Here is a 20,569-nt window from a genome sequence, read left to right on the forward strand (position 1 = left end):
GATGCCGGGATGGAGGAATCGGCAGACTCGGATGCCTCAAAAGCATCTGCCCGAGAGGGCGTGCGGGTTCAAGTCCCGCTCCCGGCACTTCTGTCATACACCTGTTCGATGATCCGGGTGTGCATCCACCTCAATTACGGACGCGCGCCCGCGCTCTCCGCGCCCGTGGCGACAACATCCGCTCGATAGCCCGCACGCTTTCCCTGCCCTACACGACGGTCTGGCACTGGTGCGTCGACCGGCCGGAACCCGCCGTCGTCGGCACCGCTGCCCGGTGCTTCCGCTGCTCCCCCGCCGTCGAGAATCAGACAGATCCCGCCGCCTACGCCTACCTGCTCGGCCTGTACCTCGGCGACGGGCACCTGGTCACTTCGGACCGGGTGCCGGTGCTGCGCATCTACTGCTCCGACTCCTGGCCGCATCTCATCGAGGCGTGCGAGAGCGCCATGCGAGCGGTGCTGGCGAACAAGGTCCAGCGCATACAGAAGCGCGGCTGCGTCGCGGTGCAAAGCACCGGCAAGCACTGGCCATGCTTGTTCCCCCAGCACGGCCCGGGCAAGAAGCACCAACGGCCGATCGTCCTCGCCGACTGGCAGCGGGAGATCGTCACCGCGCACCCCGGTCATTTCCTGCGTGGGCTGTTCCACTCCGACGGCAGCCGGTTCACCAACCGGGTCACCGTCCGCGGCAGGGAGTACGTCTATCCGCGCTACATGTTCTCCAACCGGTCCACCGACATCATGTCGGTGTGTCAGTGGGCACTCGACCTGCTCGGAATCGCGTGGCGCATGAACCTTCCGTGGTCGCTGTCGGTGGCTCGGCGGGAGGCGGTCGCGGCCTTAGACCGGCACGTCGGCCCGAAGTCTTGACCTGGGGCGAAGGCCCGATCGCCGGTCAGCCGAGTTCGGCGAGCGCCCGGGCGAGGTCGTCGCGCAGGTCCTCCGGGTCCTCCAGGCCGACGGAGACGCGCAGCAGCCCGCCGGCCGGCTTGGCCTCGCCCTCGACCGGGCGGTGGGTCAGCGAGGCCGGGTGCTGGATGAGGGTGTCGACGCCGCCCAGCGAGACCGCGTGGGTGATCAGCCGGCAGGCGTCGGCCACGGCGGCAGCGGCGGGGGCGCCGCCGCGTACCTCGAAGGCGAGCAGGCTGCCGGTGCCGGTCAGTTGCCGGCCGACGAGGCCGGCGGGGTCGTGCAGCGAGGGGTGGTGTACGCGGACGACGGCGGGGTGGTCGGCGAGCCAGCCGGCGAGCTTCTCGGCGCCGGCCTGCTGGGCGCGGACCCGGACCGGGAGGGTTTGCAGGCCGCGGTGCAGCAGGTAGCCGCCGAGCGGGTGCAGGATCGCGCCGGTGAGGGCGCGGACCTGGCGCAGCCGGGTGGCCCAGCCGGTGTCGCAGGCCACGGCGCCGGCGAGGACGTCGCCGTGGCCGCCGATGCTCTTGGTGGCGCTGTGCAGGACGAGCGTGGCGCCGTGCCGGGCGGGTTGCTGGAGCACCGGGGTGGCGACGGTGTTGTCGACGAGCAGCGGCACGTCGCCGGCGGCGTCGGCGACGGCGGCGATGTCGACGAGGTCGAGGGTGGGGTTGGCCGGCGTCTCGAGGATCACGAGTGCGGTGTCGGGGCGGACGGCGGCGGCGACCTCGTGCGGGCGGGCCCAGGTGACGGTGGTGCCGAGCAGGCCGGTGGCGAGGACGTGGTCGGTGCCGCCGTAGAGGGGGCGGACGGCGACGACGTGGCGGCGGCCGTCGGAGGTGGCGGCGAGCAGGGTGGCGGTGAGGGCGGCCATGCCGCTGGCGAAGGCGACGGCTTCGGCGGTGCCTTCGAGGTTGGCGAGGGCGGTCTCGAAGCGGGCCACGGTGGGGTTCCACAGCCGTTGGTAGACGGCGCTGGCGCCGGGCGGGAGGGTGCCGCCGGTGGCGAGGGTCTCGTAGGCGTCGCCGCCGGCGTCGACCGAGGGCAGCGGGTTGGTGGTGGAGAGGTCGATCGGGGGGACGTGGACGCCGAGGGCGGCGAGGTCGTCGCGGCCGGCGTGCACGGCTCGGGTGTCCACGGTCGTCATGCGGAGAGCATCGAACATCACGCCGATTGCTAGCAATGGTTCCGCAGATGATTCGGTAAATGGGCTTGGGCTGGCGTGGCGATTCGATGGAGGATGCTTCCATGCCCTCTGTAGCGAATGATGTGCGGCGCTTCCCGGCGCTGGACGACGTCGACCGCGCGATCCTGGCCGAGTTGGCTGCGGACGGCCGGTTGCCGAACAACGCGCTGGCCGAGCGGGTGGGGGTGGCGCCGTCGACCTGCCTGGCCCGGACCCGGGCACTGCGTGAGTGCGGGGCGATCCGGGGTTTCCACGCGGAGGTGGATCCGGCGGCGGTGGGCCTGCCGTTGCAGGCGCTGGTGTCGGTGCGGTTGACCGCGCACGAGCGTCCGGTGGTGGACGCGTTCCGGGCCCGGTCGGTGCGGCTGCCCGGGGTGGTGTCGGTGTTCCACGTGGCCGGTGCGGACGACTACGTGCTGCACGTACGCGCGGCGTCGGCGGACGCGTTGCGGGACTTCGTGCTGGACCACCTGGCGGTGGATCCGGCGGTCCAGCACACCCAGACCAGCCTGATCTTCGAGCAGGCGCGCGGGTTGGGTTGAGTCGCTGCGGGGAACAAATCCGGCGGGTCGCGGGTTGGCCAGCCGTGTGATCGACGTACCGCTCTCCGTTCTTGATCTTGCTCCGGTCGCGGCCGGCACCACCGCCGGCGAGGCGCTGCGGCACACCACCGAGCTGGCCCGGCGGACCGAGGAACTGGGTTACCACCGGTTCTGGGTGGCCGAACACCACAACATGCCGGCGATCGCCTCGTCGGCGCCGGCGGTGCTGCTCGCCCACCTGGCCGCGCACACCAGCACCATCCGGCTGGGATCGGGTGGGGTGATGCTGCCCAACCACGCGCCGCTGGTGGTGGCCGAGCAGTTCGGCACCCTGGAGGCGTTGCACCCGGGCCGGATCGACCTGGGTATCGGGCGGGCGCCGGGCACCGACCAGGTGACCGCGCTGGCGTTGCGCCGGACGATGGAGGGGCTGTCCGCGGAGGGCTTCCCGCAGGAGCTGGCCGACCTGATGAACTACTTCAGCGGCGAGCGGCCGGGGCCGATCGTGGCGACGCCGGGGCGCGGCCAGCAGCCGGCGATCTGGCTGCTGGGTTCCAGTGGGTTCAGCGCCCGGCTGGCCGGGCTGCTCGGCCTGCCGTTCTCGTTCGCGCACCACTTCAGCGCGCAGAACACGCTGCCCGCGCTGGCGCTGTACCGGGAGAGCTTCCGGCCGTCGCGCTGGCTGGAGCGGCCGTACGCGATGGTCGCGGTGAACGCGGTCTGCGCGGAGACCGACGAGCGGGCCGAGTGGCTGGCCGGGCCGAGCGCGCTGTCGTTCCTGAAGCTGCGCTCGGGTCGCCCGGAGCCGCTGGCCACGCCGGAGGAGGCGGCGGCCTACCCGTACACCGAGATCGAGCGGGAGTTCGTCGAGCAGCGCCGGGAGGGCCAGGCGATGGGCTCGCCGGAGACGGTCCGCCGGCAGCTGACCGACCTGCTGGCCCGCACCGGTGCGGACGAGTTGATGCTGACCACCCTGGTGTACGACGTCGCCGACCGGGTGCGGTCGTACCAGTTGATCGCGGAGCGGGTGGCCGGCGGCCTGCGCCGCTGAAACACGATCTTCACGCCGGCGTCACCCTCGCGACGCGGAGGGTGCCTAGCGTTGGTGCCGGTGGTGGTACGGCATTCCCGGTCGGGACGGGTCGGGAATGCCGCGGTGTGGCGCACCGGGCCGCGGCTGGGCGGATTCCGCGGCCGCGGCCCGGTGCCAGCCGGCGTGACCAGGCCGGCGAGAGACCGGTGACGGCCGCCGCTGCGGTGAGGGTGGTCAGGGTGCCGGCGGCGAGCGCCGCGGCGGCCGCGGCGAGCAGCGCGACGCGGCGGGGGGTGACAGGTATGCGGAGCCCTCCGAGGGAGGTGGGGCGCGCGGCGGCCGGGCGTCGCCGGCCTGCCCTGGGCCGGCGGGGAGGGCGTACGCCGCGCTGCGGCAAGGGACCCGACGCGCGTGGTGGGCGTCGATGGCGGCTCCGCGCTCCTGCGATGCTACGACCGTGGTCGGGTCGACACAATCGGTCATCCTCTTGCCGGCCGGGCGCTTTCTTGATCGACTCGTCGGGTGGCTGAGCACATGACCCCGGACGAGTTCCGCCGCGCCGGGCACGCCGTGGTGGACTGGATCGCCGACTACTGGGCGACGCTGGAGCGGCGCCCGGTGACCTCGCCGGACCCGCCCGGCGCGCTGGCCGCGGCGCTGCCGGCCGGCCCGACGGAGCACGGAGAGCCGGTCGCCGCCGTCCTGGCCGACCTGGACGCGCTGGTCGCGCCCCGGCTGACGCACTGGCAGCATCCCGGGTTCTTCGGCTACTTCCCGGCCAACACCAGCGGCCCCAGCGTCCTGGGCGACCTGGTCAGCTCCGGGCTCGGTGTGCAGGGCATGCTCTGGGCGACCGGCCCGGCCGCCACCGAGCTGGAGACGGCGATGCTGGACTGGCTGGCCGACCTGCTGGACCTGCCGAAGCGGTTCCGGTCGACCGGCAGTGGCGGCGGCGTGATCCAGGACTCGGCGTCCTCGGCGACGTTGGTGGCGACGCTCGCCGCGCTGCACCGCGCCGGCGGCGGCCGGTGGCGCCGGGCCGGGGTGGACCGGCGCTACCGCGTCTACGCCTCGACCCAGGCGCACTCCTCGGTGGAGAAGGCGGCCCTGATCGCCGGGCTCGGTGAGCAGGGCGTCCGCCCGGTCGAGGTCGACCCGGAGACGCTGGCGATGGACCCGGCCGCGCTGCGCGCCGCGATCGAGGCGGACCTGGCCGCCGGCGAGGTGCCGGCGCTGGTGGTGGCGACCATCGGCACCACCTCCACCACGGCGGTGGACCCGCTGCCGCAGATCGGGGCGATCTGCGCCGAGCACGGCGTCTGGCTGCACGTCGACGCCGCGTACGCGGGCGCGGCGGCGGTCTGCCCGGAGCTGCGCTGGTCGCACGCCGGGCTGGAGTACGCCGACTCGTACTGCTTCGACCCGCACAAGTGGCTGCTCACCGGGTTCGACTGCGACGCGTTCTGGGTGGCCGACCGGGCTTCGCTGATCGAGGCGTTGACGGTGCTGCCGGAGTACCTGCGCAACGCCGCCAGCGAGTCCGGGGCGGTGATCGACTACCGGGACTGGCAGGTGCCGCTGGGCCGCCGGTTCCGGGCGCTCAAGCTGTGGTTCGTGCTGCGCTGGTACGGGGTGGAGGGGTTGCGGACGCACATCCGCACCGGGGTGGCGCTGGCCGCCCGGTTCGCCGACCGGGTCCGCGCCGACGAGCGGTTCGAGTTGGCCGCGGCGCACCCGTTCTCGCTGGTCTGTTTCCGGCTGCGGGCCGGTGACGAGGCGAGCGCCCGGCTGCTGGCCCGGGTCAACGCGACCGGCCGGGTGCACCTGACCCAGACCCGGGTGGCCGGCCGGTACACGCTGCGGCTGGCCGTCGGCTCGCCGTTCACCACGCAGGCGCACGTCGACGAGACGTGGGAGCTGCTCAGCGCCGCCGCCGACGAGGAGTGAGCGCGGGTGGCCCGGGTCAGGTCCAGGCGCGGGGGTCGGCGACCAGTTCGGTGACCCGCCCGGGCAGCTCGCCGCTGGCCACGTCGGCGACGGTGACCAGTTCCAGGATCTCCCGTTCGGTGGCCCGCAGGGCGATCCAGACGTCCTGCAGGGCGCGGGCCGCGCCGTGGTAGCCGAGCTGCTCCGGGCGCTGCCCGCGGACGTGCGCCAGCGGACCGTCGATCACCCGGATCACCTCGGCCAGCGAGATCTCCTCGGCCGGGCGGGCCAGCCAGTAGCCGCCCTCGGGGCCCCGCTGGGCCTGCACGATGCCGCCCCGGCGCAGCTGCAACAGGATGCTCTCCAGGAACTTCGGCGGGATCTCCTGGGCGCGGGCGATCTGCTCGGCGGTGACCGGCCGGCCCCGCCCGACCCCGGCGCCGCCGGTCACCGAGGCGAGCTCGACGACCGCTCGGAGGGCGTAGTCGACCCGGGCGGAGAGGCGCATGCCGGCAAGGTTAGCTGGCCGCTCCCCCGCCCGGACGATCACCCCTCGGCCGATCGCCGTACGCGGCCATCGCCTCGGGCGAGGGGAAGTCCGCAACGGCGCGGACGCGCCGGGCGGCCGGGATCAGGCCCCGACGCGGCGCAGCAGGCCCTCCTGGACGGCGCTGGCGATCTGCCGGCCGTCGCGGGTGAACATCCGGCCGGTGGCCAGCCCCCGGGCGCCGGACGCCGACGGGCTCCAGCAGTCGTAGAGGAACCACTCGTCGGCGCGGAACGGCCGGTGGAACCAGAGCGCGTGGTCGAGGCTGGCGCCCACCACCCCGCCCGGGCCCCAGACCTCGCCATGCACCGAGAGCACCGAGTCCAGCAGGGTGAGGTCGGAGGCGTAGGTCAGCGCGCAGGCGTGCAGCAGCGGGTCGTCGGGCAGCTTGCCGTCGATGCGCATCCAGACCCGCTGGTGCGGGTCGGCGGGCCGGTCGCCGGGGCGTACCCAGCCGGGCTCGCCGACGTAGCGCACGTCGATCGGGCGCGGGATCTGCCCCCAGATGCCGAGCCGCTCCGGGTAGCGGGAGAGCCGGTCGGTCATGGTCGGGACCTCGTCCGGGCCGGGCACGTCCGCCGGCAGCGGGGCGTGGTGGTCCAGCCCCTCCTCGAGGCGCTGGAACGAGGCCGACATGAAGAAGATCGGCTTGTCGTGCTGGAGCGCGACGCAGCGGCGCACCGAGAAGGAACGGCCGTCGCGGATGTTCTCCACCTCGTAGGCGATCGGCTCGGCCGGGTCGCCGGCCCGCACGAAGTAGCCGTGCAGCGAGTGCACGAAACGCTCCGGTTCGACGGTCCGCCCGGCGGCGACCAGCGCCTGGCCGGCGACCTGGCCGCCGTACACCCGCTGCGGGCCGACCGGCGGGCTGATCCCCCGGAAGGTCATCTCGCCGGTCGGGGCGAGGTCGAGGACCTCCAGCAGCTGGTCGACGGCGGCCTGGCCGACCGCGACCTGGTCGGCGGTCACTGCAGCGCCCGCGCGGACGCGGCGTCGACCAGCGACCCCAGCTGGTGTACGCGCAGCGTGTTGGTCGAGCCGGGGGTGCCGGGCGGGCTGCCGGCGACGATCACCACGTAGTCACCGGGGTTGGCCCGGTTGAGGCCGAGCAGCGCCTGGTCGACCTGGCGGAACATGTCGTCGGTGTGCTCGACGAACGGCATCAGGAAGGTCTCCACGCCCCAGGAGAGCGCGAGCTGGTTGCGCACCTCGGGCACCGGGGTGAAGGCCAGCAGCGGCAGGTCGCAGTGCAGCCGGGACAGCCGCCGCACGGTGTCGCCGGTCTGCGAGAAGGCGACCATCGCCTTGGCGCCGATGGCCCGGGCGATCGACGAGGCGGCGACGGTGAGCGCCCCGCCGTGGGTACGCGGGTCGTGCTGCAGCCGGGGCACCCCGATCGAGCCGGACTCGGTGGTGGTGACGATCTTGGCCATGGTGCTGACGGTGAGCACCGGGTACTTGCCGACGCTGGTCTCGCCGGAGAGCATCACCGCGTCGGCCCCGTCGAGCACCGCGTTGGCCACGTCGGAGGCCTCCGCCCGGGTCGGCCGGGAGTTCTCGATCATGGAGTCGAGCATCTGGGTGGCGACGATGACCGGCTTGGCGTTCTCCCGGCACAGCTGCACGGCGCGCTTCTGCACCAGCGGCACCTGGTCCAGCGGCAGTTCGACGCCGAGGTCGCCGCGGGCGACCATGACCCCGTCGAAGGCCAGCACGATCGCCTCGAGGTGGTCGACCGCCTCCGGCTTCTCGACCTTGGCCAGCACCGGCCGGTGCACCCCGACCTCGGTCATGATCGCGTGCACCAGCTTGATGTCGTCGGCGGAGCGGACGAAGGAGAGAGCGACCAGGTCGACACCGAGGCCGAGGGCGAAGCGCAGGTCCTCCGCGTCCTTCTCGGAGAGCGCCGGCACGCTGACCGCCACGTTGGGCAGCGACACGCCCTTGTTGTTGGAGACCGGGCCGCCCTCGGTGACCAGGACGCGGATGTCGTTGCCGGTGACGTCGGTGACCTCCACGGCCACCCGGCCGTCGTCGATCAGCAGCCGGTCACCGGGCTTCACCTCCTGCGGCAGCTTCCGGTAGGTGCAGGAGACCCGGTCCTTGGTGCCCATCACGTCGTCGCCGCTGATCACCACCGAGTCGCCGGTACGCCACTCGTGCGGGCCGTCGGCGAACCGGCCCAGCCGGATCTTGGGCCCCTGGAGGTCGGCCAGCACCGCCACCGGCCGACCGGCCGCGTCGGCCGCTTCGCGTACCAGCCGGTACACCGCCTCGTGGTCGGCGTGGCTGCCGTGGCTGAAGTTGAGCCGGGCCACGTTCATGCCCGCCTCGACGAGCCCTCGGATCCGTTCCGGCGACGAGGTGGCAGGACCAAGAGTGCAGACGATCTTCGCGCGGCGTGTCACGCCCATCAGGCTAGTCTCTCCTCCGGGTCGCACTTCGGGCCGACCCCTCGCGGGACTGCGGAACAAATTGTCCAACGACGCGCGATCCGCGCGCAGCCGGCGGGCGGAACCCGCGCCGGGAACGTTGAGGTGGCGGGCATCGGCGACCGCGCGCCGGGAATCGTACGCCCTCACCGCGAGCGCGCCCCCGGGTGCTCCCGGCGGTTGCGACGGCGTCCTCCGTCCGCGCTGGCGGATGTCGCGCAGTGCGGCGGGCGCGGCTCGGGGTGCGGCGGGGCCGGGTCGACGGATGCGGCGGGGGCCGGGACGGGCCTCGGCGGGCGCCGGCCGGGTGCCGTCACGATGCCGACAGCCGTCGCTGGACCGCGGCTCAGCTCTGTGTCTTGACCAGCGGAAAGTCCAGTGAGCCGGCCGGGCAGAGGAAGGTCATCACGTCCACCCGGTAGAGCCCCGCCTGCACCGCCGGGTCGGCCTCCATCACGCTGCGCACGTCGTCGACCGAGCCGGTGCGGGCCAGGCCGAAGCCGATCGGCGGTTCCGGGTTGCGGGCCGGGCCGTCCACCGAGCCGGCGACCAGCACGATCCCCCGCCGTTGCAGCGCCTGCATGTGCTCGGCGTGCTCGGACTGCAGGCGCTGGACCGTCTCCGCCGGCAGCGCCCGCCCGGCCGCGCCCGGATACAGCACGATGCACTCGTACGTGTCGAGCGCGAAGTCGACCTGCGGCACCCCGGCCATGACGCCCCCCTGCTCCGCCGGATCTCGATGACTGCGCCCAGCGTCCCACGCGCGGTCGCGGCGCGCGGTCGCTCGGGCCAACTGCCGTCACCCGGTGTCGCCGACGACGAACCGCCGCCCTCCGTGCGACCCGGCCGCCGGTTCCGCGGCCGGTCGGCGGACCGGGTGCGCCGGACGACTACCGTGGACGGTCCGGTCAGGGTTCGGTCATCGGAGGTCGCGGATGGACGATCGGGCGCGGACGCAGCCGGCGCCGCTGCCGTACGCCGAGGTCACCGACGAGGCGTACGCCCGGCAGGCAGCCGCCACCTTCACAGTGCGCGAGTTCGACGCGGCAGTCGTGCTGAGCGGCGGCTGCCCGCGCTGCCAGGACCCGATCACCTTCACCCTGGTCGACGCGGTGTTCCGCCGGGACGCCCCGCCCGCCCCGCTGCTCGCCCCGGAGGCACCGACGGCCGACGGGCCCGACCGGCCGACGGCCGGCACCCCGGTCGAGCCGGCGGCCGGCACCCCGGCCCAGCCGGCCACGGTGCCCGTGCCGCGGGAGGCGGCCGCGGCGGTGGCGGCCTACCGGACCATCTTCTGCACCTGCGAGGTCGCCCACCCGTTCCGGGCGGAGGGGCAGGTCGGCTGCGGCGCGTACTGGACCCTGCGGCTGGACGTCGAGCCGTGATCCGGCTGCGCCCCGGGCCGCCGGCCACGGTGGCTGACCTGCGCCAGGCGCAGGCGCTGGCCGGGCTGCTCCGCGCCGAGCTGGACCGGGTCCGGTCCGCCGCGCTGGCCTGGCGAAACGGGCTCGGGGCCCTGCTGCTCGCCCTGGTCGGCTTCAGCCTGATCCGGGGGCGCACCGACGTGGGCACGCTCGCCCCGGGCTGGGCGGCGCTGGTCGGCGTCCTGCTGGTGGCCGCGCTGGTCGCCGGCGCGGTGGGCGCGCTGGCGCTGCTGCGCGCCGCGCACGGGCGGCTGGCCGTCACGCCGGTGGCCGCGTTGCCGCCTCCGCCGACGGGTGAGCACCAGGAGGCGGTGGCCGCGGTCCGCGCCCTGCGCACCGGGGTGGGCCTGGTGCTGCTCTGCGCCGCGCTGCTGGTCGCGGCGGTCGGCGTGACCTGGTACGGGCCGCCGCGCAGCGGGCCGTTCGTGCAGGTCGGCACCGGTGCCGGCACGGTCTGCGGGACGGTCACCGGGACGGCCGTCGGGACGCTGACGGTCCGCACCGCGACCGGGCCGGTCGAGGTGCCGTTGACCGCCACGACCACGATCAGAGCGGTACCGGCCTGCTGAACCGGTCACCCAGACCGCCCCTGGCGCGCGGCGGCGGTCACCAGGTCAGGGGCCGACGTGCGCGTAGGCGGCCCAGAGTTCGGGGGCCTCGCGCAGCGCGCGCCGGGTCTCCCGGACCGCACCGTGCAGGGCGACCGCGGCCCGCTCCGGGTCGATCCGGCCCGGCCCACCGGGCGCCGCCAGCCCGGCGTAGAGGCCGTCGCAGAGCCGGGCGGTGACCGCGTCCGAGATGGACCAGAGCGAGCCGATCACGTGCCGGAACCCGGCGAGCTGGAACGCGGTGCCGAGGCTGATCGTCTCGTCGGGCAGGGTCGCTCCGCCGCGTACCGTCTCGCAGGCGGAGAGCACCGCCAGCCCGGCCGGCGCGGCCGCGCGCAGCTGCCACAGGTCGCGGACGTGCAGCGGGCCGTCGGCGAGCGCGAGCCGGCCGCGCGCCGGGGCCGCCAGGTCCTGGGCGCCGTGGCAGGACAGGTGGGCGACGGGCCGGCCGGCCAGCGCGGCCAGCACCGCCTGCCGGGTGGCCGCCGGCCCGGTCAACGGGTGCACCCGGGCCAGGTGCCGGGTGACGATCTCCTGTTCCCGGGCGACGCCGGGCAGGTCGGCCAGGCCGGGGGTCTGCGGCAGGCCGACGAAGAGCGCAGCGTCGACAGCGGCAGGGCCGGCGGCCCGATCGTCGCCGGCCCGCAGCAGTTCCCGCAGCGAGGCCGTGTATGACGGGACGACCCGGTCCAGCGCCCCGTCGCCGGCGGGCGGGCCGGCGGCGTGCAGCGGCAGCAGGCTGAGCAGCCCGGTCGGGCACCACCAGAGGCGGGGCAGGTCGGTGCCGCCGGCGGTCGCCGGACCGAGGTCGTCGAGCACCGGGCGGGCCACCACCCGCCACAGCCAGTCCAGGGTCCCGGTGATCGTCCGCCGGGCCGCCAGCCGGCGTCGCTGGTCAGCCAGCGCCTCCGCCGGCCCCCCACCGGCCGCGCCGGATCCGGCCGGCACGGCCTCCGACCCGGCGGGCGCGGCATTCGATCCCGCAGACGCGGCGCTCGGCCCGGAGGGTGCGGCGGCCGGTCCGGCGGGCGCGGTGCCGGCGGGCGCGGTGGCCGCGCCGACGGCGAGGAGGAAGGCGACCACCCGGTCGACCAGGTCGGCCTGGGTCAGCTGCGGCAGCGGGACCACCCGGACGCCAGCGCCGTCGACCACCAGCGCGTCGCACCGGCGTGGCGCCACGTTGACCAGCACCACCGGGCCCCGGCCGGCGGCCCGGGCCAAATCGGCGAAGGCGGGCGGGCGGAGGAAGTCGGCGAAGCCGGGCAGCCGACGGATGTCGGCCAGCAGTTCCCGCCGCCGGACGGCGAGTTCGTGCCGCCGTTCCGGCGTGCCGGGCGACGGCATGACCGTCATCGGTGACCCGGCCGCCCACGAGCTGGCAAGCGCACCCCCGGCGGCCGGCGTGGTGGTCGGTGCGCCCGCGCTCGGCGGCGCGCCGGCCGTGGTACCGGCGGGGGCGAGCCCGTCCAGCTCGGCCTGCACCTCGGCGAACCGTTCGGCCAGTTCCGGTGCCCGGTCCCGGAGCGCGTCGAGGCTGGCCCGGGCGTCGCGGACCCGGGTGAGCAGCACGTCCCGGCCGTACTCCAGCAGCTCCACCGCCCGCTGGGGCCGCCCGACGTCGAGGGCGCACGCCGCGGCCGCCCCGGCGAGCCCGGGAAACTGGGCCAGCAGCCGGGCCTGGTCGTCCGGGTCCATGCCGTGCCAGGCGACCAGGTCGATCAGCTCGATCGCCGAGGCGTACCCGGCCAGGGCGGCGGGCAGGTCGCCGAGGTGTTCGGCGAGGATGGCGTACCGCCGGGCGGCGGTGGCCCGCAACAGCGAGGGCGCGGCATCGACGGCGGCGGCCTCGCGCAGTGCGGCGAGCGCTTCGGCGCGCAGCGCCTCGGGCGAGGTGTCGGCCCACACCCCGGCAGGCGCGGTCGCCGCCGGGTCGCGTTCGGCCGGCCGCGCGTCGCCGCCGAGGACCGGGACGCCGCCGTCCGCCCGGGCGGCCGCCTCGTCCAACGCGACAGCCAGGTTGAGCAGGTAGGTCGTCCGCTCGGCGTGCCCGGCCGGTTGATCGGCCAACGCCTCCCGGTACGCCCGGATGGCTGCGGCGAGGTCGGCGGAGCGGCCGGCCAGGCGGAACCGCGCCAGCAGTGTGTTGCCGAGGTTGGCCGACAGCCGGCGCCGCTCCGGGCCGCTCCCCTCGGTGGCGTCGCGGGCCGCCACCAGCGCGTCGATCGCCTCGTCGAGCGCCACCGGATCACCGGTGACCTGGTGGCGCAGGTTGTTCGCCAGGGCGAGTGTGCCGAGCACCTGGCCGACCTCGTGGGCCTCCGCGCCCCGTCGCGCCAGGTCTACCGCCTCGCGCAGCGCCGCCACCGCCGTCTCCACGTCCGGCCCGACAGCCTCGACCACGCCCTGCGGCGCGGCGAGGGTCGCCTCGGCCCGGCGGTTGAGCGCCGATCCGTAGGTGGTCAGGGCGAGTAGGCGGTCCGGGTGCTCGGTCGGGGTCGCGGCGACCGCCCGGCGCAGCACCTCGACCGCCTCGGTCAGGGTGGCCAGGTCCTGGGTGCGGGCGAACAGGGTTTGCAGCACCAGGCCGAGGTTGGACAGGTAGATCGGCAGCTTCGGGGAGTCGGGCCGGGCCGTGGCCACCGCCTCCCGCAGCACGGCGGCGGCCGGTTCCAGCCGGTCTGCCGCGCCGGTCCGGTCGGCGATCTCCCGCCACAGCTCGCCGAGGTTGTTCAGCACGTCCGGGCGCGCGGGGTGCCCGGCCGGCAGCAGCCGCTCCGCCTCGCGGAGGCTGTTCTCGGCGACGCGCAGCGCGTCGATCCCGTCCAGCGCGGCATGCCAGCGGCCCAGCGCGTGCGCGAGGCCGGCGAGGCGGACCCCGCGTTCGGTGTCGTCCGGGGCGCCGGCGACGCCCAGCCGCAGCAGGTGGATCGCGCTCCGCAGGTCGGCGTCGCGCCGGTCCCGGGCGTACCGCTGTTCGAGCAGCTTGCCGGCGGCGTGCCGCAGCCCGTCCGGGTCCGGCGCGTCTGCCACGGCCGCCAGCTGCGCGTCGATCGCCGCGTCCAGGTCGGCCGGATCGCCGTCGGTCTCGTGTCGGGCGCCGAGCAGCGCCGCCAGGCCGACCCGGGCCACGCCGGCCAGCGCCCGGTCGAGCCCGCCGCCGGCCAGCGCCGCGCGGTACGCCCCGATCGCGGCGTCCCGGTCGGCGGGGGCCCCGGCGCGCGTGAACCGGCCGGCCAGTGCGCTGCCGAGCACCACGGTCAGCCGCGGGTCGTCCATGCCCCCGACGGCTGCGGTGAGGGCGTCGACCGCCCGGTCCAGATCGGCCGGATCGTGACGCAGGAGCCAGCGGTCGCGCAGCCGCTGGCCGAGGTTGGCCTGTGCCATGGCCCGGATCCGGTGGTCCGCCCCGGCGGCCCGCGCGGCGTCGCCGAGCAGGGTGATCGACTCGTCCAGCGCGGCCCGGTCGCCGTCGAGTTCGTAGCGGTCGCTGAGCACGTTGCCGAGGTTGAACATCCGCACCGGGCGGTCCCGGTCGCCGGCCGGGGTGGATCCCAGGCTCTCCCGGTGCGCCTCGACCGCCCGCCGCAGGTGCTCCGGCGACCGGCCCCGGTGCAGGAACAGGTCCCGGTGCGCCTTGCCCAGGGCGGAGAGGTAGTGCAGCCGGGCGGGGTCAGCCGCCGGCGTGCCGGCGACGGCCCGGCGCAGCAGGTCGACGGCCCGGTCGGCGACCGAGTAGTCGCCGCTGCGCTCGGCCCCGCCCATCAGCTGCGCCGCCTCCAGGAACAGCCCGATCGCCTCCTCGCCGGCCTCGCCCGGCCCGGCGGACGAACCCGCCCGGCCGGGTGAGGCCGGCCAGCCGGAGCCCGAGTGGGCGGCCGCGTCGGCGGGCGCGGACCGCTGCGCCGGCACGCCGCCGCGGGCGGCGGTGGATCGGGGGCCGTGCACCCGCAGCATCGCCGCCAGCGAGGGGTGCACCTTGTCCGGCGCGGCGGTCAGCAGCAGCTCGGTGAGCAGGACCGCGTGGTCCAGGTCGGCCTGGTCCTGGCCGGCCGGCAGCACCTGGTACCGGTACCAGTGCAGGCAGGCGATGAGGAAGACGGCCTCCGCCGTGGCGTCGTCGACGCGGTCCCGGCGGGACGCTCGCGCGACGAGGTCGGCGACGGCGTCCGCGTCCCGGATCGCCGCCGGGTCGAGCACGTGGCGAGGGTCCATCGTGGAGCCGAACGCGTCCAGCCGCCGGCGCAGCCGGGCCAGCGGGTCGGTGTTCCGTCGCCACATCGGGCCTCCCCCGGTCGGCTCGCGCCGTGCTCCATCAGGGGTAGCAGAACGGCACGCCGGCGCGCGAGCGCGAAGCCGACATCGCGCCCCGGCGCGGTGACTAGATTTGGCGCAGGCGACGAGAGGACTCCGACAGATGGCAAGCGACGGCGGCCGGCAGCCCGCGAAGGCGTCCGGCACCTACCGGATCGGCGGTGACCTCCAGGTCGACCGGCTCGGTTACGGCGCGATGCAGCTCACCGGCCCCGGCGTGTGGGGTGACCCGAAGGACCCGGCCGAGGCGGTGCGGGTGCTGCGCCGGGCGGTCGAGCTGGGGGTGACCTTCATCGACACCGCCGACTCGTACGGGCCGTTCGTCAGCGAGCTGCTGATCCGCGAGGCGCTGCACCCGTACCCGGACGATCTGGTGATCGCGACCAAGGCCGGGTTCACCCGCGCCGGGCCCGGCGACTGGCGACCGGTGGGGCGGCCGGAGTACCTGCGCCAGCAGACCGAGCTGAGCCTGCGCCACCTCGGCCTGGACTGCATCCCGCTGCAACAGCTGCACCGGATCGACCCGAAGGTGCCGCTGGAGGATCAGCTCGGCGAGCTGGCGCTGCTGCGCGAGGAGGGCAAGATCCGGCACATCGGGCTCTCCGAGGTGACGGTCGAGCAGATCGAGGCGGCCCGGCGGATCGCCCCGATCGCCTCCGTGCAGAACCTCTACAACCTGGCCGACCGCGGCGCGGAGGCGGTGCTCGACCACTGCGAGCGCAACGACCTGGCGTTCATCCCCTGGTTTCCGATCGCCACCGGCGACCTGGCCCGGCCGGGCGGTCCGCTGGACGCGATCGCCGCCGAGCACGGCGCGACGCCCGCGCAGCTGGCGCTCGCCTGGCTGTTGCGCCGGTCGCCGGCCATGCTTCCCATCCCGGGTACGTCGTCGGTGGCGCACCTGGAGGAGAACATCGCCGCGGCCGGGGTGGCGCTCACCGACGACGAGTTCGCGGCGCTGACCAAGGCAGTCTGAGCGCCGCCCGTCCCGGGGGTGTCCGGCCGTGCCGCCGGACACCCCCGGGGATCAGGCCGGGGCGTCCGGCAGGTCGGCCGGTTCGCGGGCGGCGCGGAGCGCCTCGGTCGCCTGGGACAGCAGGCGGGCCGCGTCGGTGCGGCCGTTGACCTGCAGCTCCACCTCGGTCTCGCCGGACTGGATGCGGACGCTCGCCTCGGTGCGCTGCTGGTCGACCCAGGTCTGCAGCAGGTTGAACAGCCCCGGCAGCAGTCCCTGTGCCAGCACCGCGATGATGACCGCGTCGCTGAACCCGGGCCGGCCGCCGCCCGCTCCGCCGGCGGGGCGGACCGCCGGCCGGTACTCCGGTCGCCGGTGGATCCAGTCCAGCAGGGCGACCTGGGGCGGTTGCCGGTGTCGGGGAACGATGGTCAGCCGCACCGGCTGCCGCGTCGTGCTGTCCGCGTCGGTCACGTCGGTCTCCCCGATCAGTCGCGGGTCTGGAAGGTGAGGCTGTCACCGGCGGCGGTGAGGACGCCGGTGACGGCCAGTTCCCGCTCGTCGGTGAAGGGCGTGGTGCCGCCGAAGTAGCCGGTGGAGGTTCCGGTGGCGCGGATCCGGCCGCGGCCCTCGTAGGGGGTGCTGACCCGGGCCGTGTCCGGTCCGGTCAGCTCCACCCTGACCCGCGGGTATTCGAGCACCTCCCAGGTGATCTTCCGGACCCCGCCGCCGTAGTAGCGGAACGGGCAGCCCTCCGGCTCGGCGACGGCCTTCTTCGCGCAGTCGTCCAGGTACGCCCGGACGCGCTCCTCGGCGGCGGTGGTCGCCTCGGCCTTGAGCACCGGGGTCAGGCCGAGCGCGACGGCCGGCGGCTGCCCCGGGCCGACCTGCACCGGCTCCGGTGGCACCTCGCTGAGCGCGCTGCTCGGGCCGGTCGCCGTGTAGCCGCCCGGCAGCAGCGACAGCACGCCACCGCCCTCGCCGGTGGCCGGGATCGGCACCCCGTTGAGCGCCAGGCCGGCGCGACCGGGTGGCACGTCGAGTGAGGTCAGGCCGTCCAGCACCCGCCAGCCGTGGAACAGGCCGGCGGTGGCCGACGTGTCGCGCCGCAGCGCGAGGGTGCCGGTACGCCGTTCGCCGCCCAGTTGGTACGAGACGGTGGCGGTGGCCCGGTCGTCGTCGCGTTCGAGCCCGGTGATCTCGACGTCCGTCGGCGGCTGGTAGCCCTCGGCGCGGAGCACGTCGGCGAGCAGTTCCCGGTCGGCCACGGCCGACCGCTGCTCCGGCGTCAGCCAGTCGAGCGCCTCGGCGACGTCCCGGTCGGCCAGCGCGGAGAAGTATCCGTCCACCGCCGCCTGCGGCCGGAAGAAGGCCCACTGCACGACGCCCAGCCCGGCGACGCCCACGCACAGCGCCAGCGCCGCGGCGCCGGCGACCAGCCAGCCCCGCGGGGTGCCGATCGGCCCCGACTTGCCGAAGAGCACCTCCGGGGTGACCGCGTCGCCGACGGTCGCCGGCGCGATCGCGCGGTCGAGCCGGTCCAGCCGCAGCTCGTGCGGCGGGTGGGTGGCGCAGACCGCCTCGTCCCAGCCGCTGCGCCCGGTCTCGAACGACCGGCGCCGTTCCAGGATGGCGCGCAACCCGTCCACGTGACCGGTGAGCACCGCGCCCAGGTCCGCCCGGTACTCGGCGGCCCGCACGTCACGGGCGTGCAGGGGCAGCACCACGTACTTCATGGTCAGCAGGACCGGCCAGAAGAACAGGAACACCACGAAGTTGGTGGCCGGGTGCGGGAACGTCCGCATCAGCCACGCCGGGATGGCGTGCACCAGGGTCAGCGGCAGCGCGACGCCCCGGACGAAGGCGCTGGTGACCTCGTCCCCGGCCCGCCAGTGCACCAGCTCGTGGCTGAGCAGCGCGGCGATCTCCTCCTCCGGCTCGGTCAGCACGCTGGTGGTCACCACGATGTGCCGGGCGTATGTCCGGGCGTTGGCCAGGACGGGATCGTCCTCCATCAGCAGCCGCGGCACGGTGGGCAGGCCGAGGCGGTGCGCGCACCGCTCCAGCACGGGGCGCAGCCGGGCCTCCTCCCGCCGGCTCGGCTCACGGGCCCCGGAGACCAGCAGCAGCCGGGGTTCCAGCAGCACCCGGTAGAGGGTGTAGAGCAGACCGATCAGGGCGGCGGCGGCCACCATGCCGAGCAGTCCGGTCAGCAGCGCGAGCGGCTCGTCGCTCGCGCCGCGCCAGGGCAGCAGCAGTACGCCGAGGAATCCGCTCAGGAAGCCGACGGCGAAGCCGACGAAGCCGCCGAGCACCCCGCCCGAGCGGCTGAGGAATGCCTCGAGCAGCGTGCCGACCAGCGGGGTGTCCCGCACCTCGGCGGGGAGCTGGTCGGCGACGCCGAGAGCACCGGCGAAGAGCCCCAGGACGGCGAGAGCGATGCCGCTCCAGACCGCGGAGAGCAGTGCCAGCGGCAGGTAGAACCAGGTGGCGACGAACGCTCCCGACACGCCCCGCCAGTCGCGCAGGATGCCGGCGCGCAGCCAGACCAGGGCGCTCGGGTAGCCGGGCGGGCGGTGGGCGATGCGCCGGTCGGGCGGCTGCTGCTCGGTAGCGGGCTCGGCGGCGCGTACCGCCGGCGAATCGGTCATGGTCGCGGCTCCTCGACGGGTACCGGTCGCGCTTGTCGTGTGTGGACAGCGACGCAGATTATCGAGCGGGGCCGATTGCTGTCAGCCCCGCCCGAGGGGGTGTCGGCGATCCGACCGCGCCGCGGCGCCGTGGACGGCACCGGCGCCGGGCCCGCACCGGAGTCGGCGCGGGCGCGGACACCGCGCCGGCCGGGTTGCTAGAGCGCGTAGCAGTTGGGTCGCACCGGGGCGTCGGTCAACGCGCCCCGGATCACCGTGTACGTGGTGCCGTCGAGCACCAGCCCGAGGTGCCCGACCACCCGCAGCGGGCAGTACGACTGGATCAGCACGTTGGTCGACCCGTCGTTGAGCAGCGCGTTGTTCACCGGCCGGACCAGTTCGTCCTGGATCGTGCGGACGGTGGTGTACCGGACGGCGCCGGGGGTGTCGTCGCCGGCGTTGAGATCGGCGAGGAAGGCCGAGCCGATCGACATCTGTTGGCAGGCGACGATGCCGGCACAGCTGCCGAGGCCGAGGAACTTCAGGATGTTGGCCACGTAGGTGCCGTACTGGGGTGAGCCGAGGCTGACGTAACGGCCGACGACGCCGGTGCCGCCGAGCCGCTTGAGGTAGTAGCGGGAGACGAGCCCGCCCTCGGAGTGGCCGACCAGGTCCACCCGGGCCGCGCCGGTGGCCGAGCGGACCTGGTCCACGTAGCCGGCGAAGGCGCGGGCGGAGGTGGGGATGTCGCCGAGGCCGAGGCCGGGCAGCTGGTAGATGAAGACCCGGTATCCGTCGGCGCGCAGGCGGGCGGCGAGCGGTTCGTAGGCGATGGCGACGCCGCTGAGCCCGCCGACGACGATGACCGGGGTGGCGGCGGCGCTGGTGGCGGCGGGTGCCGCGTCCGTCCGGGCCGGGGCGGCGACGGCGGCGGTGGCCGGGACGAGCAGGGTGGCGGCGGTGGCGAGGGCGGCGGCGGTGACGATCTTTCGGAGCAGCATGGCTGCACCTCCGGCGGGAGGCACCCGGCGAACCGGGGAGACGGGTGGGGTGTCCGATCGACCGTGTGACGATGATGCGCGTCACAATCCAGAAACGTCAATGCAAAGTTACGCGCTGGTAACCCGTTGTTCCGCGGAGCATGCAAACCGGCATTTCGCCTCGCGTGCATCCACAAGGGATTGCCGGTCTCGCCTGTCTCGCAGAGGATTGCCGGCCGCGCGCCGCGGCCGCTCCATCCGGCAGCCGCAGGCGGGCGACCCCGGGCACCGGTCCGGCGTGACCCTGGACCCGAGCGGGGCGACTGGAAGGGGACCGTCGCGCGACGGCTGGACGACGAATGGCCGCTGCTGGCCGACCCCGAGCGGCCAGCCGGCCAGGGTCAGCCGACCGGCCGCCGGAGGCCGTCGAGGGCGACGCCGAGCACCCGGTCGCGCTGCTCCGGCGCGGTGAACTGGGCCATGGTCAGACCGCTGATCAGCCGCAGCACGTCGTCGAAGGAGACGTCCGGCCGCACCGCGCCGGCGTCCTGCGCCCGGCGCAGCATGGGCTCGCCGGCCGCGTAGATCTCGGCGCGGCAGGTACGGAACACCTCGGAGTCGTGCACCAGTTCCTCGGCGAGCGCCCGCTTGGTGGCCACGTAGCCGACGAACCGGTGCAGCCAGGCGACCAGCGCATCCCACGGCGGCAGGCCGGCCAGGTCGGCCGCGCTGCGGGACAGCGCCTGGACCTCCTCGACGTAGACCGCCTCGAAGAGGTCGCGCCGGGTCGGGAAGTGCCGGTAGAGGGTGCCGATGCCGACCTTGGCCCGCCGGGCGACCTCCTCCAGCGAGGCGCCGGCCCCGGCCTCGGCGAAGGACTCGCGGGCGGCGGCGACCAGGGCGTCGTAGTTGCGCCGGGCATCGGCCCGTTTGGGGCGCCCTGCGAAGACCGCCGGCAGCTGGTCACCGCTGGTCATGGCGTACGTCACCCCTCGTCGGTTGCATCCGGAGGCACCCCTCCGCTAGGTTAATGGAGGCAACCCTCCGGAAATGACCGGAGCCGTGCCTCCGGATAGCGTACTCCGGC

Annotated in this window: 17 protein-coding genes and 1 tRNA gene; 8 read left to right on the forward strand and 10 right to left on the reverse strand. The window is 75.0% G+C overall.

What is annotated here, in order from left to right:
- Positions 1-3: 3 nt before the first annotated feature.
- Positions 4-87, forward strand: a tRNA-Leu gene (locus FHX32_RS00295).
- 32 nt (positions 88-119) lie between these two features.
- Positions 120-869: a transcriptional regulator gene (locus tag FHX32_RS00300; protein ID WP_167178380.1), complete on the forward strand. Its 750-nt coding sequence runs from the start codon at positions 120-122 to the stop codon at positions 867-869.
- Positions 870-894: 25 nt separating this feature from the next.
- Here FHX32_RS00300 and FHX32_RS00305 read toward each other — a convergent pair whose 3' ends face one another.
- Positions 895-2,073, reverse strand: coding sequence for a trans-sulfuration enzyme family protein (locus FHX32_RS00305; RefSeq protein ID WP_167178382.1), 1,179 nt, complete (start codon positions 2,071-2,073; stop codon positions 895-897).
- Between the two features lie 83 nt (positions 2,074-2,156).
- On the opposite strand from FHX32_RS00305, the gene FHX32_RS00310 reads away from it, so the two are divergent.
- The 3 genes from FHX32_RS00310 to FHX32_RS00320 all read left to right on the forward strand — a co-directional run bounded on the left by FHX32_RS00310 (position 2,157) and on the right by FHX32_RS00320 (position 5,616).
- Positions 2,157-2,636 (forward strand): Lrp/AsnC family transcriptional regulator, encoded by a 480-nt coding sequence (locus FHX32_RS00310; RefSeq protein WP_167178384.1) that lies wholly within the window; start codon positions 2,157-2,159, stop codon positions 2,634-2,636.
- Positions 2,637-2,682: 46 nt separating this feature from the next.
- Positions 2,683-3,687: an LLM class flavin-dependent oxidoreductase gene (locus FHX32_RS00315; RefSeq protein ID WP_486481059.1), complete on the forward strand. Its 1,005-nt coding sequence runs from the start codon at positions 2,683-2,685 to the stop codon at positions 3,685-3,687.
- Positions 3,688-4,191: 504 nt separating this feature from the next.
- Positions 4,192-5,616, forward strand: a complete 1,425-nt coding sequence (locus tag FHX32_RS00320) for a pyridoxal phosphate-dependent decarboxylase family protein (protein WP_486480850.1) — start codon at positions 4,192-4,194, stop codon at positions 5,614-5,616.
- A 16-nt stretch (positions 5,617-5,632) separates the two neighbouring features.
- On the opposite strand, the gene FHX32_RS00325 is transcribed toward FHX32_RS00320, so the two are convergent.
- The 4 genes from FHX32_RS00325 to FHX32_RS00340 all read right to left on the reverse strand — a co-directional run bounded on the left by FHX32_RS00325 (position 5,633) and on the right by FHX32_RS00340 (position 9,286).
- Positions 5,633-6,103, reverse strand: a complete 471-nt coding sequence (locus FHX32_RS00325) for an RrF2 family transcriptional regulator (protein ID WP_167178388.1) — start codon at positions 6,101-6,103, stop codon at positions 5,633-5,635.
- A gap of 123 nt (positions 6,104-6,226) precedes the next feature.
- Complete coding sequence (locus FHX32_RS00330) at positions 6,227-7,111, reverse strand: acyl-CoA thioesterase (protein WP_167178390.1); 885 nt, start codon at positions 7,109-7,111, stop codon at positions 6,227-6,229.
- Positions 7,108-8,556 carry a pyruvate kinase gene (pyk, locus tag FHX32_RS00335; protein WP_167178392.1) on the reverse strand — a complete coding sequence of 483 codons (1,449 nt, stop codon included), beginning with the start codon at positions 8,554-8,556 and terminating at the stop codon, positions 7,108-7,110. Before pyk ends, FHX32_RS00330 begins: the two co-directional genes overlap by 4 nt.
- Before the next feature lie 364 nt (positions 8,557-8,920).
- Positions 8,921-9,286, reverse strand: coding sequence for a YciI family protein (locus FHX32_RS00340; RefSeq protein WP_167178394.1), 366 nt, complete (start codon positions 9,284-9,286; stop codon positions 8,921-8,923).
- Between the two features lie 223 nt (positions 9,287-9,509).
- Between FHX32_RS00340 and FHX32_RS00345 the strand changes: the two genes are divergently transcribed.
- Together FHX32_RS00345 and FHX32_RS00350 are read left to right on the forward strand one after the other, a co-directional pair.
- Positions 9,510-9,959 (forward strand): hypothetical protein, encoded by a 450-nt coding sequence (locus FHX32_RS00345; RefSeq protein ID WP_167178395.1) that lies wholly within the window; start codon positions 9,510-9,512, stop codon positions 9,957-9,959.
- Positions 9,956-10,567, forward strand: a complete 612-nt coding sequence (locus FHX32_RS00350) for a hypothetical protein (protein ID WP_167178397.1) — start codon at positions 9,956-9,958, stop codon at positions 10,565-10,567. The genes FHX32_RS00345 and FHX32_RS00350 overlap by 4 nt, the downstream gene beginning before the upstream one ends.
- Positions 10,568-10,612: 45 nt before the next feature.
- Here FHX32_RS00350 and FHX32_RS00355 read toward each other — a convergent pair whose 3' ends face one another.
- Complete coding sequence (locus FHX32_RS00355; RefSeq protein WP_167178399.1) at positions 10,613-14,884, reverse strand: CHAT domain-containing protein; 4,272 nt, start codon at positions 14,882-14,884, stop codon at positions 10,613-10,615.
- A 136-nt stretch (positions 14,885-15,020) separates the two neighbouring features.
- On the opposite strand from FHX32_RS00355, the gene FHX32_RS00360 reads away from it, so the two are divergent.
- The gene (locus FHX32_RS00360) at positions 15,021-15,893 is read left to right on the forward strand and encodes an aldo/keto reductase (RefSeq protein WP_167178401.1); all 873 of its coding nucleotides are present in this window, start codon (positions 15,021-15,023) and stop codon (positions 15,891-15,893) included.
- A gap of 51 nt (positions 15,894-15,944) precedes the next feature.
- Here FHX32_RS00360 and FHX32_RS00365 read toward each other — a convergent pair whose 3' ends face one another.
- From FHX32_RS00365 to FHX32_RS00380, 4 genes are all read right to left on the reverse strand, one after another.
- The gene (locus tag FHX32_RS00365) at positions 15,945-16,346 is read right to left on the reverse strand and encodes an effector-associated constant component EACC1 (RefSeq protein ID WP_167178403.1); all 402 of its coding nucleotides are present in this window, start codon (positions 16,344-16,346) and stop codon (positions 15,945-15,947) included.
- 14 nt (positions 16,347-16,360) lie between these two features.
- Entirely contained in the window at positions 16,361-18,523 is a 2,163-nt protein-coding gene (locus tag FHX32_RS00370) for a M48 family metalloprotease (protein ID WP_167178405.1), read from the reverse strand.
- A 197-nt stretch (positions 18,524-18,720) separates the two neighbouring features.
- Entirely contained in the window at positions 18,721-19,503 is a 783-nt protein-coding gene (locus FHX32_RS00375; protein ID WP_167178407.1) for an alpha/beta fold hydrolase, read from the reverse strand.
- A gap of 380 nt (positions 19,504-19,883) precedes the next feature.
- Positions 19,884-20,459: a TetR/AcrR family transcriptional regulator gene (locus tag FHX32_RS00380; RefSeq protein ID WP_167178409.1), complete on the reverse strand. Its 576-nt coding sequence runs from the start codon at positions 20,457-20,459 to the stop codon at positions 19,884-19,886.
- Positions 20,460-20,569: the final 110 nt, after the last annotated feature.

Source organism: Micromonospora sp. CNZ280 (assembly GCF_011759515.1).

Coding starts and splice junctions, on each gene's coding strand:
- FHX32_RS00375 (WP_167178407.1), bottom strand. CDS start 19,503: ATGCTGCTCCGAAAGATCGTCACCGCCGCCGCCCTCGCCACCGCCGCC.
- FHX32_RS00355 (WP_167178399.1), bottom strand. CDS start 14,884: ATGTGGCGACGGAACACCGACCCGCTGGCCCGGCTGCGCCGGCGGCTG.
- FHX32_RS00310 (WP_167178384.1), top strand. CDS start 2,157: ATGCCCTCTGTAGCGAATGATGTGCGGCGCTTCCCGGCGCTGGACGAC.
- FHX32_RS00340 (WP_167178394.1), bottom strand. CDS start 9,286: ATGGCCGGGGTGCCGCAGGTCGACTTCGCGCTCGACACGTACGAGTGC.
- pyk (WP_167178392.1), bottom strand. CDS start 8,556: ATGGGCGTGACACGCCGCGCGAAGATCGTCTGCACTCTTGGTCCTGCC.
- FHX32_RS00345 (WP_167178395.1), top strand. CDS start 9,510: ATGGACGATCGGGCGCGGACGCAGCCGGCGCCGCTGCCGTACGCCGAG.
- FHX32_RS00325 (WP_167178388.1), bottom strand. CDS start 6,103: ATGCGCCTCTCCGCCCGGGTCGACTACGCCCTCCGAGCGGTCGTCGAG.
- FHX32_RS00360 (WP_167178401.1), top strand. CDS start 15,021: ATGGCAAGCGACGGCGGCCGGCAGCCCGCGAAGGCGTCCGGCACCTAC.
- FHX32_RS00305 (WP_167178382.1), bottom strand. CDS start 2,073: ATGTTCGATGCTCTCCGCATGACGACCGTGGACACCCGAGCCGTGCAC.
- FHX32_RS00370 (WP_167178405.1), bottom strand. CDS start 18,523: ATGACCGATTCGCCGGCGGTACGCGCCGCCGAGCCCGCTACCGAGCAG.
- FHX32_RS00380 (WP_167178409.1), bottom strand. CDS start 20,459: ATGACCAGCGGTGACCAGCTGCCGGCGGTCTTCGCAGGGCGCCCCAAA.